The 10,994-nt window shown below is 57.9% G+C and carries 7 protein-coding genes; all 7 read left to right on the top strand.

Annotation, left to right across the window (positions count from 1 at the left end):
* Positions 1-16 precede the first annotated feature (16 nt).
* Complete coding sequence (locus tag AB1772_03455; GenBank protein MEW5795397.1) at positions 17-649, top strand: carboxymuconolactone decarboxylase family protein; 633 nt, start codon at positions 17-19, stop codon at positions 647-649.
* Positions 649-4,185 carry a translocation/assembly module TamB domain-containing protein gene (locus AB1772_03460; GenBank protein MEW5795398.1) on the top strand — a complete coding sequence of 1,179 codons (3,537 nt, stop codon included), beginning with the start codon at positions 649-651 and terminating at the stop codon, positions 4,183-4,185. The genes AB1772_03455 and AB1772_03460 overlap by 1 nt, the downstream gene beginning before the upstream one ends.
* Positions 4,182-6,140: a BamA/TamA family outer membrane protein gene (locus tag AB1772_03465; protein MEW5795399.1), complete on the top strand. Its 1,959-nt coding sequence runs from the start codon at positions 4,182-4,184 to the stop codon at positions 6,138-6,140. Before AB1772_03460 ends, AB1772_03465 begins: the two co-directional genes overlap by 4 nt.
* 74 nt (positions 6,141-6,214) lie before the next feature.
* The gene (locus AB1772_03470) at positions 6,215-7,384 is read left to right on the top strand and encodes a cysteine desulfurase family protein (GenBank protein ID MEW5795400.1); all 1,170 of its coding nucleotides are present in this window, start codon (positions 6,215-6,217) and stop codon (positions 7,382-7,384) included.
* Positions 7,385-7,425: 41 nt separating this feature from the next.
* Positions 7,426-8,535, top strand: coding sequence for a tRNA 2-thiouridine(34) synthase MnmA (gene mnmA / locus AB1772_03475; protein ID MEW5795401.1), 1,110 nt, complete (start codon positions 7,426-7,428; stop codon positions 8,533-8,535).
* 106 nt (positions 8,536-8,641) lie between these two features.
* Positions 8,642-9,319 (top strand): metal-dependent hydrolase, encoded by a 678-nt coding sequence (locus AB1772_03480; GenBank protein ID MEW5795402.1) that lies wholly within the window; start codon positions 8,642-8,644, stop codon positions 9,317-9,319.
* 265 nt (positions 9,320-9,584) lie between these two features.
* On the top strand, positions 9,585-10,994 hold a 1,410-nt coding region (locus AB1772_03485), incomplete at its 3' end, for an AsmA family protein (GenBank protein ID MEW5795403.1).

Here is a 10,994-nt window from a genome sequence, read left to right on the forward strand (position 1 = left end):
CATGAGTCGCGGCCACATGCAGGAAAGTCTCGCCGCCTGTCTGGCTGATTTTCGCCCCGAGCGCAATCAGACCACACGGGCGTTGGCCCTCTATTCGGCGGCGATTGCCGTTTCCGATACGGAGTCGCTGCAACAAGCGGCGACTATCTGTCGCGGCCTTGGAGCGTCCCACGAGCAAGTGTACGAGGTCATGCTCCAGTCGTATCTCTTCCTCGGCTTTCCGCGTATGCTGACCGCTGCAGAGCGTCTGAATGACGGGAATGCCGGTATCCTACGAGACCCTGTCGATGCCGCCCTGTGGCTGGAGCGGGGCCAGAGGCTCTGCCGCCAGGTTTACGACAGCAATTATGAGCCGCTGAAGCAGCGGGTTGAGCACATGGCGCCGGAGATCTTTCTCTGGATGGAACTCGAGGGGTACGGCAAGGTGCTTTCGCGACCCGGTCTGGACATTGTTGATCGCGAGATGGCCATAGTGTCGTGCCTCATGATCGAGAATCGTCCGGTGCAGCTGCATTCGCACCTGCGTGGCGCAATCAATGTCGGCGCCGCGCCCGAAATCATCCGGGATGTCATTTCCGATCTCGCGCCGGTTGCGCCCGACGGGTATGCTGCGGCTGTGGAACTCATGAAGAAACTCGGGTTGTTCTGATGCCGGGATGGCTCAAATGGCTGCTCTGGCTGGCGGCCGGGTTACTCCTCATTCTGGCGGGCGTATACGTTTACATTTTCCACCTCGGCGGTTTGGAAGCTTACGTTATCCGGGAGGTCAATCGCGCGCTCGCCGAACCGGGCAACCTTCGCGTGACACTCGAGCGCATAAGCGGCAATCTCTTCAGTGGGGTCACTATTGACGGTATATTGGTTGAGTACGCCGATTCCACCCAGGCGTTCGCGCTGGCGAGTGTCAATCAACTTTCCGCTGAATACGATTTCTCCGAGCTTTGGCAGGGTACCCTGCACTTTGGGTCGGTTGAACTAAGTGGTTTGGAACTGACGATCGCCAAGGACAGCGATGGCCGTCGGCTCCTTCCGATACCGGCCACAGGAACCGGTGGGGGCGAGGCTCCGGCACCGTTTGCCGTCGACGGTCTACGCGTGACCAGCTCGCGGGTGAACATAGTCCGTGCGACAGATACGCTGCACATCACCGATGTGGCGATGACCGCCGCTGTTCAGAGAGACGGCCCGACTTATTCGCTCGCCATTCAGCAGCTCAGCTACAGCTCATCGGACTCAGCTCTCGATCTGGACTATCTTAGTGGCCGCGCCACCGTCACCGGCAGTAACGTACTGTTCCAGGACTTTTCGGTTCAGAAGGGGCAAACGCGCCTGAAAGCAAACGGTGCGCTGGATATCAAAACAATGGTCGGTGAAGCGGAGGTGGCTGCCGACGGGCTGGTTCTGGCAGACATCAGTCGTCTGTTCGGCGGCAAGCTGCGCGGCGAGATTGACGCCAACGGCAAAGTCTCGTTCGCCGGAAAGAAACTAAGCGGCCACATGAATATCGGCGGCGATTTCTTGTTTGCCGATTTTGGCAACCTGGTGATCGATTTTCATTTCGCCGACAAGGTGCTCGATCTCGATACGCTGTACGGCACTATCCTGGGCAACTGCGGGATCGACGGTACCGGGCAGGTCGATTTTCGAAAGTCACCGGAAGAGTATCGCCTCGATGCCGACGTGCGCAATCTCGATCTCAACCAGATCGTGCCGCGGACGTTCCGGTCCGATCTTACCGGGCGGCTGGCACTTCGAGGCGAGTCGTTTTCCAACGCCACGCTGGTGTTGCACCTTGATGTCAACCTGTATGAGTCCTCGTTCGATGAATACCCGCTTCAGCGTGCCAGGGGTGCAATAATAGTCACGACTGATTCGCTGACGTTCCCAACGTCGTTCTCAGTAGACTATTTCGAGAATCGATTCGATGTTCTCGGATCGATAGACTACAGTGGGGAGATGTTGCTCGAGGTGGAGGCGGACCTGGCCAATCTCGATCGCTATCGTGATAAGCTCTTTATCGATCAGCCGGGCGGGCGGGGGAGGGCACACGCAATTCTTTCGGGCCGGACAGCAGACCCCGACCTTGCCGGTCGCTTCTGGTCCGATTCACTCTGGATTTACGGGTTATATGCGGACAGCGCGTACTCGGAGTTTGATATAAGACGCTTTCTCACCGGTCGCCAAGGGGGCGTAGACGTCCGCCTGAAGTCAGGCGCCGCCTGGCAGGTGCCGCTGGACAGCACTTACGCTCACCTCTCAATTGATTCTACGCTCGTGCACATAGACACGGTGGCCATGTTCAACCCCTACGCCAGCGTCAGCGCCCGGGGGATGCTCGACCAGGGGCAGTACCCCTGGCTGCTGACCCTGGATACTATGAGCCTGGCGGTTCTCGATCGGTTGTATCACAACCGGTCGCAGATGCTCGTCGCGATCGACACGGTTGGATTTGATTTTCACAACGCCACGATTACGCAAGGGCAGACTTCTCTTTCGGTGCAGCGCCGGGTCAATTATGACGAGTCGATGGACCTGAACATAGCGGCCTCGGGAATTGTGCTCGCGCCGTGGCTGAAGCTGCTACAGAAGAACTATGAGTTGGATGGGTTGCTCTCGGCTGAAGCCGACTTATCCGGCACCCTCGTGAACCCGCGGATCACTTTGACCGGTCTTGTGGATTCCATCCGGTTCCGGGGCGAGGGACTCGGCCGCCTGACGGGCAGCGCTCGATACAGTGATTCGCTGGTGCTTATAGACAGTCTCGTCATGTCCTCGTTACACGGCCGTTACCGGGCCGAGGGACAGCTCTATGCCGATCTTGCGTTCTCTACCGATGTCGAGAAACGTCTGCTCGATCTGCCGTTTGATCTGAGAGTCACAGCCGCCGATGTTGACAGCGCTTTCCGGCTGGTGCCGCTGCTGCTTCCGTCGGTGGAGCAGATCGAGGGGGAGTTCTATGCCGACTTTCATCTCGACGGCACGCCCAGGCGTCCGCATCTGGACGGCCACGCGTATCTGAAGAACGGCCGCCTCAAGTATCTCGATCTCGCAGAGATACTTCATACCGATTCCGCCTCGCTGAGCATGAAGGACAACAAGATTCTGATCAATGATGTCCGAACCTATGTCAAAGTCGAGGGTGGCCGCAGCCGTGCCTTTGCCGACCTCTCCGGCGATCTGACCGTGAACGCGATCGACAGCTTCACCTATAACATCCGCGTTATCATCCCCCAACCGTTTCCCTTCACCTACGATCTTGACGATATCGGGGGCATCGTGATGGATACGCTCTTTGTTCGCGGTGTGACGCCGCCCACTGTTTCCGGCAGATTGACCATGGTTGAAGGTCGATACCTGGTGGAGTTCGCCGACGAAAACGCCGGTTCGCCGCTGATGATGGCGCTCTCCGGCGAGAATACCTGGGACCTGGATATTCTCATCGAAATACCCGCCAACTACTGGATCAAGAACCAGGACATCGACGCTGAATTCGCGGGGTATTTGAATATCATTAGAGAAAACGGCAGGTATCGCTTCGTAGGCAATCTGGAAATTCTTCGAGGTCGCGGCTATCTGTTCGATAAGACTTTCAGAATCAGCGCCGATTCAGCGCGCGTGATATTCGAAGATGTCGAGTACCCCAATCCCCGTCTCGACATCTGGGCCACCACCCGCATCCCGCTGGCACGTACGTCTGCGGGCGAGCGCAGCTATGAGGATCTCAAGGTGCATGTCACGGGCACGCTGGACAAGCCGGAGTTTGCTTTCTTCCTCCAGGGCCAGGAAGACGCCCCGCTTGGTTACGAAGCAATCGTGCCGCTGATTGTAGCGAATTACTACGGAGAAGCATCGTCAGCCGGTGCCTTCCAGGAGCGATTTTCCCAACTCCTGTCCTCGCAATTCTCGCAGATCGGCACGCGGCGATTGGGAGTGGAGACGTTTGAGATCGACCCGACGTACGAGGGTTATCTCGATCTGGCGCAGACTCGTGTGACGGTAGGCAAATACGCCGGATCCAACTTGTATCTCTGGGGTCGATCATCAGTCGAGTTTCAGCAACTGCCCGAGGCCGGTTTTGAATTTCGTGTCAGCCGAAATCTGCTTTTCGAAGGACTGCGCGACGACGATCCCGATGAAGGGGAGAGCTTCCGTCTCAACTTGAAGATGCACTGGGAGTTCAAGTGAGACGACTGCTGGCTTTCACATTCATCATAGCGCTGGCCACGATAGTAGAGGCCCAGCCGGTAGACAGGTCGATTCTCCGCTGGGCGCGCAACCGACCGATTAAGGAAATTGTGATCGACGGCAACCAGTATTTTTCGGATGGCAGAATTCGCAAGCACCTGTATTCTCGAACGCGAGATTTCTGGTTAGCCCTGAAGGGGGACAGGCGTAGCCGGGTGCAACCCGAAACCCGTCAACGTGACACGCTCGAGGTCAAGTACCTGTACCTGACGAACGGATTCCTGGATGTACATGTGCAACATTCCTATGCTCTCCGCCCGGGCGACTCGGCCGCGGTTGTAAATATCACAATTGCGGAGGGCCCGCAGTTCTTCGTCGGCAGCACTCATCTGCAGGGTGGTTACGATCGGAGGTTTCAGGCCCGCCTGCTCGAAATCCTGTCCAAGCTGAAGCCGGGTGAACCGGCCAATCTGTTTCAACTGAAAGATACCGAAACGGCCATGAAGGCGTTTCTGGCTAATCGCGGCCACCCCTACGCCAGAATCGAATACGCCATCGACCCCGGCAGTCTGCCCTCGAGCTGCCGCATCGTCTATAATGTTGAGTCTGACTCGCTGGTGCATTTCGGGAACGTAATTGTCGAGGTAGCCAATCCACTTTCCGATGGAACGAACCGATACGGGCGCACCGATGAGTACGACGACTACGAAGTAGCGCTGCGCGAACTAAAAATAAAGCCGGGAGCCGTGTACCGACGCGATGACATACTTGAATCGCAGAGACGGCTGTTTGAGTCCGGTTACTTCACGACTTTTCAATTGAGCCCGGCCCCGAATTCTCGCGATAGCCTGAATCCGGAATTCCTACTTAGGGTGAGCGAGAGGAAAAGCGCCTATATGACGCTTCGTCTCGGTGCGGCCCAGTCCGAAGTCCGAGACCTGGTATGGGACGTTTCTGCCGGCGCGGGACAGCGCAACGTGTGGGGAAGCCGGACGATAGAAGGTTCACTCGATCTATCGTTCTCCGCGGGCCAGGATACCCGGCTTCTGGACAATCGCATCCGGGCCAGTTTCCAGGAGCCCTGGTTTGTCGGAACCCGGACTCGCATGGTGCTGGCGCTTGACTATCAGCCCCGTCTCAAAGACCCGGTCAAAGATTTCGACAAGGAATCCTGGGCCGTCTCGGTGGCCTTCTCGCGTTGGTTCGGGCGCAAGCTGCGGGCCAACCTGGGACTGGAGTACCGCAAAGTAAAGCTGTCCGATATCCCCGAGTCGGAGATTCCTCTCGTCAAGGAACAAGAAGGAATATCGGCTCGCCGCAAAGTCTACCTGACCCTGCGCCGTGACAGCCGCGATGATCTATTCGTGCCGAGGCGCGGTTCGGTCACTGAGTTCAGCGGCGATGTCTATGGCGGTTTCCTGCGTGGCGACGCCGACTTTTTCAAACTGCAGGCGAGTTGGTCACGGTATCGGCAAGTGTGGCCCGGCTGGATCGCCGCTACGCGAGTGCGCGGAGCCTGGGCCGAAGCCTATAGCGACACTCGGGCCGTACCTGTTGATCAGGCGCTTTATCTGGGCGGCGCGAGCACGGTCCGAGGGATCGAAGAAAACCGCCTGGGGCCGCTCGACGCCGACGGCGCCCCGCTCGGTGCCAATTATACACTGGTGTTCAACCAGGAATTCCGCTGGAAGACTCTCCAGTTTCTGACGGTCCTGCCGCTGGTAGGCGATCTTATGACCGAGTTCCCTATATGGCAGTCAGTGTTTGTTGACGTCGGGAACGCTTTCCAGCGGGAGCAGGCTATCCGTTTGAACAATTTGGCGGTTGCTTATGGCCTGGGCTTTCAGTTAGTCACCCCGGCCGGCCCGATCCGAGTCGACTACGCCGAGCAGCTTGCCCACGACGATTTTGATTACTCGCACCGTTGGCATTTCACTATATTGTACGCGTTTTAGACCCATCCTCCGGCGGTCGGCGGGTCGGGCACTCTCACCTTGCCGGCGCGGTTTCACAAGGTATGGAAATGACGATGGACAGGATATATCTCGATCATAATGCCACCACGCCGGTTGATCCGGAGGTGGTCGACGCCATGTTGCCGTATTTTGGACGTCAGTTCGGCAATGCCAGTTCGGTTCACGGTTTCGGGCGCGAAGCGAAAGTCGCGCTCGAACAGAGCCGGGAGCAGATTGCCACATTCATTAACTGTGATCCATCCGAGCTGTATTTCACGTCGGGCGGCACCGAATCGGACAACATTGCTGTGCTCGGCACAGCCTATCAGCTCAAGGGGAAGAAGAACCATTTAATAGTCGGCGCGACCGAGCATCATGCCGTGCTCGAACCGGCCGAACATCTGACGCACAAAGAAGGTTTCAAGCTGGATATACTGCCGGTCGACGGTGACGGATTTTCATCGCCCGATGACCTGCTGAAACTGGTCAGCGATCAGACCGCCCTGGTATCGGTGATGCACGCCAATAACGAGACCGGCGCCGTTCAGGAAATTGCCGCCCTCTCGCAAGTCACCCGCGGGAAGGGTGTGTTGTTTCACACTGATGCGGTACAGTCCATGGGGAAAATAAAAGTGGATGTCAAGGACCTCGGAGTCGATCTGCTCTCTCTGACCGGTCACAAGATTTACGGCCCCAAGGGAACCGGTGCGCTCTTCATCCGTAAGGGAGTCAAGATCGCTCCGCTCTTCTACGGCGGCTCTCACGAGAAGAAGCGCCGTCCCGGAACTGAGAACGTCGCCGGGGCGGTCGGCCTGGCTAAGACGCTGGAGATCGCCGAGCGACGGCGTGACGAAGACTTCCGCCGTCTGTACGAGCTGGCTGAGTACTTTATCGACCAGGTGATATCAAGCGTGCCGGATGTTTCTCTGAACGGCCCGCGTACCAACCGCATCCCGCAAACAGTGAACATCTCCTTCGCCGGTATCGAGGGTGAGTCGATCGTCCTGTCTCTGGATCTCGAGGGTATTGCCTGCTCGGCGGGATCGGCCTGCACCTCAGGCGCGACAGAACCGTCACATGTTCTCGTAGCGATGGGCAAGCCGAAAATCCAGGCGCAGGGGGCGATCCGCTTCTCGATGGGTCGTTCCACCACCCGCGAGCAGATCGATTTCGTGATCGCCAAAATCGGGCCGGTAGTACAGCGACTTCGCCACCTCTCCCCGGTGTACGGTAAACAGGTGTAGTGTGTAGGTCGGGACCTTCACGGTCCCGACAGGGAACTGTAGTGAATACCCCAAATCGTGTCTTAGTCGCCATGTCCGGCGGTGTCGATTCCTCGGTCACGGCACTCCTGCTGAAAGAGCAGGGGTACGAGGTTATCGGGGCGCACATGAAGCTGTGGGACTATGTCGATGTCGGCGGGGATATTCATCGCGACGGTCGCTGTTGCAGTCTGGATTCAATCACCGATTGCCGTTTTGTCTGTGACAAAATAAACGCTCCATTCTACGTGCTGAACCTGTCGGCCCCGTTCAAGAAGACCGTTATCGAGAATTTTGTGGCCGAGTATTCCGCCGGGCGCACCCCCAATCCCTGCGTGCGCTGCAACAGCGAAGTAAAGTGGGACGCTTTTCTGGATAAGGCCGAAGAACTCGGTTGTTCGCACATCGCTACCGGGCATTACGCGCAGGTTGACCGCGGCGACAACGGCCGCTGGCGAATTCGCAAGGGGGTTGACGCCACGCGCGATCAATCTTATGTGCTTTGGGGACTCGACCAGGAGGCGCTCTCGCGCACGCTGATGCCGTTGGGCGGATTGCTCAAGAGCGAAGTCAGGGAAATCGCCCGTCACCACGGCCTCCGTACCGCCGAAAAGCCGGAGTCGCGCGAAATCTGTTTTGTGGCCGATGATGACTACCGCCGGTTTCTTCGCGAATACGCCGAGACGCATGACGTCTCGTTCCACCCCGGTAAGGTAGTCGATTCCCAGGGCAAAGTGCTTGGTACTCACGACGGCACCGAGCTCTTCACGATCGGCCAGCGCAAAGGATTAAGGGTCAGCCATCCCACGCCCCTTTATGTGCAACAAATCGATCCGGAGAGCGGCCGGGTTGTTGTCGGCGACGAGGACCAGTTGCTTCAAACCGAACTGATTGCCGAAAAAGTAAATTGGGTTGCCCAGCCGCCGCCCCAGATTACCGACTCGGAGGTGGTGTCGCTCGGGTGCGAAGTGAAGATTCGTTATCTGCACAAGCCTGCCGAGGCCGTGGCCCAAGCACTCCCGGGCGGGTGCCTTCGCCTGGTCTTCCGCGAGAAGCAGCGAGCGATTACACCCGGGCAGTCAGTCGTGCTCTATTCGGGCGACACGGTGCTTGCCGGCGGGGTGATCGCGTAGTCAGTGTCCGGCGGTTGCACAGTTTCTGGCCGATTGACAAGCCCTCCACGCGCCATTAGCTTCCGATTGAATCGAGAAACGATCAGGTAGAGACAAGGAGTTCCCTATGCCTAAAGCCACTTTCATGGGACACGCCTGTGTGATGCTCGCGGACGGCAAGCACAGGATTATTATCGATCCGTTCCTGACTGGAAACGAGAAGGCCGCCATGCGGCCGGAAGCGGTCGATGTTTCCCACGTGCTGGTCACACATGGCCACGGTGATCACATCGGCGACGCAGTCGCGATTGCCAAGCGAACCGGCGCGACTATCATCGCCAATTTTGAGATCGCCAATCTGGTGGGTAAGCAGGGCGCGAAGGCTCACCCGATGCATATCGGCGGGGCCGCGAACTTCGGTTTTGGCCGGGTCAAACTGACTATCGCCCACCACGGCGGCGGCTACGGACCGGATGCCTCGATCTACACCGGCCCGCCGGTGGGCTTTCTCGTGACCATAGGTGGGAAGACCGTCTATCACTCAGGCGATACAGGCCTGTTCTATGACATGAAACTGATTGGCGAGATGAATGCCATCGCGCTGGCCTTCCTGCCTATCGGCGACAACTTCACGATGGGCATCGATGACGCTGTGAAGGCTGTTGAATTCCTCCGGCCTAAGAAGGTCGTACCGATGCACTACGACACCTTCCCGATTATCCACGCCGATCCGAGGGAGTTTGCCAGGAAGGTGGGTGACGGCAGAGCGGTAATACTCAAGCCGGGTGAATCGGTCGACTTCTAAAGGTTCCCTCCAAAGCGTAAGTTGGCATCTGTACGAGAAGAGGTCCAGACAAATACCGTGCGTGGTGGACGCCGTCGTCCACCACGACCTATGGGAGACTGTGTCGAGTCATCGACCGACCTAGGCCTGCCGCGCGGGAGGACATCCGGCTGACGACCCGGCGCCCCGGATCGCACTTTTCAAACTTGTCACTGTGTGGTCCGGAACTTTTGTTCCGGTCCGTGAGTCCAAGCGATAACAACCGCTTCCGAAAGCGTGGATTGAAATGAAGAAGTTCGCGAAGATACTGCTCTGGGTGGCCGGCGTGTTCGTCGTCCTGTTGCTGTTGCTGGTCCTGGCCGTTAAGCTCTTCTTGCCGGTGGAAACTATCAAGGCGATGGCTGTCGAAAAGGGCACCGCGGCGCTGGGGCGGCCGATCGCAGTCGGCGGGCTGGATATCTCCATCTGGGGAGGTTTCGGGGTCGAATTGCAGCAGGTGCAGATGGGAAACCCGGCCGGGTTTGATTCGACTGCGTTTCTGACAGCCGAGAAGATCGACCTCAAGATGCAACTGCTGCCGCTCTTATCGGGTGACATCAGGTTTGATCGCCTGGTGATCGAAAGGCCGGTGGTTCGGATGCTCAAAGTCGAATCAGGAGATATGAACTACACGTTCGCGCCGGCTGATACCACGGCGATACCGGAGGAGGCCAAAGCGATTCCGCCGGAGGGGCAGGCCGCGGCTCTGGCGATTTCGTTCGAAGCACTTGAAATAAAGGACGGCGCGGTCTCGTTTCGTGATGACAGCACGGCCACGATGATAGATATCACCGGGCTGGACTTGACCTCGTCGCTGGCCTATCCGCGCGAGGGCATGTACGAAGGCTGGGGTCGCCTGGTTGCTAATACGATCAAGGTTCAGCGTGAGAAGCCGCTGCCGATGCTGGCCCTGGAAATGAACTATCGCGCGGCTTACGACCTTTCGGAACGAACGCTCACGGTCGAGAATATCACGGCAAGTATTAACCAATTACCAGTGAAACTCAGCGGTATTGTGACCGGATTGCCCGATATCGCCACCGCGAGCCTGAATGTATCGTCAGATCAGATCGCCCTTGCTGATGCCCTGTCCCTGCTGTCAGCCGAACAGCGCGCCAAGCTGGCCGACTACACTTTGAGCGGTGACTTTGCGGTCGATGTAGATTTGTCATATGATAGCGCCGAGGCCAAAGCCGGCTGGCTTTACACCGGGAGCATGGCTCTTTCTGACGTGCGGATGAGAGGGCGGAAGTTCCCCGGCGAGCTGGCTTTCAAGAGATGCCTGGTCGATTTCGATCCCAATAAACTCCGTCTCAATATCGAGGAAGGCAGTTTCGACAAGCAGCCGCTAAAGGGTTATCTGACCGTTGAGGATTTCGCCAATCCGCGCATCGCCGGCGAACTGGCGGGAAGTATGGATCTGGCCATTGCAGCGCCGTTTCTCCCCGCCGGCCAATCCCACGACCTCGCCGGACGCAGCAAGTTCGATCTCAAGTTCTCCGGTCCGGTTCGCGATGTCGAAGCGTTGGCTTTCTCCGGCGACCTGACCGTTTCAAGCGGCAAGTACAATTCCAAACTCGTGCCGGAGCCGATCGAGAGTTTCGAACTCGATGCCTTCCTCGATCAGCGAGTCGTAAACATACGTAGGCTTGAATGC

Source organism: Candidatus Zixiibacteriota bacterium (assembly GCA_040752815.1).
In the GTDB taxonomy this organism is placed as follows: domain Bacteria; phylum Zixibacteria; class MSB-5A5; order GN15; family FEB-12; genus JAGGTI01.

Bases quoted from the DNA above. Each gene is read 5' to 3' on its own strand.
- AB1772_03455 (MEW5795397.1), top strand. From the start codon at position 17: ATGCAGGAAAGTCTCGCCGCCTGTCTGGCTGATTTTCGCCCCGAGCGC.
- AB1772_03460 (MEW5795398.1), top strand. From the start codon at position 649: ATGCCGGGATGGCTCAAATGGCTGCTCTGGCTGGCGGCCGGGTTACTC.
- AB1772_03470 (MEW5795400.1), top strand. From the start codon at position 6,215: ATGGACAGGATATATCTCGATCATAATGCCACCACGCCGGTTGATCCG.
- AB1772_03480 (MEW5795402.1), top strand. From the start codon at position 8,642: ATGCCTAAAGCCACTTTCATGGGACACGCCTGTGTGATGCTCGCGGAC.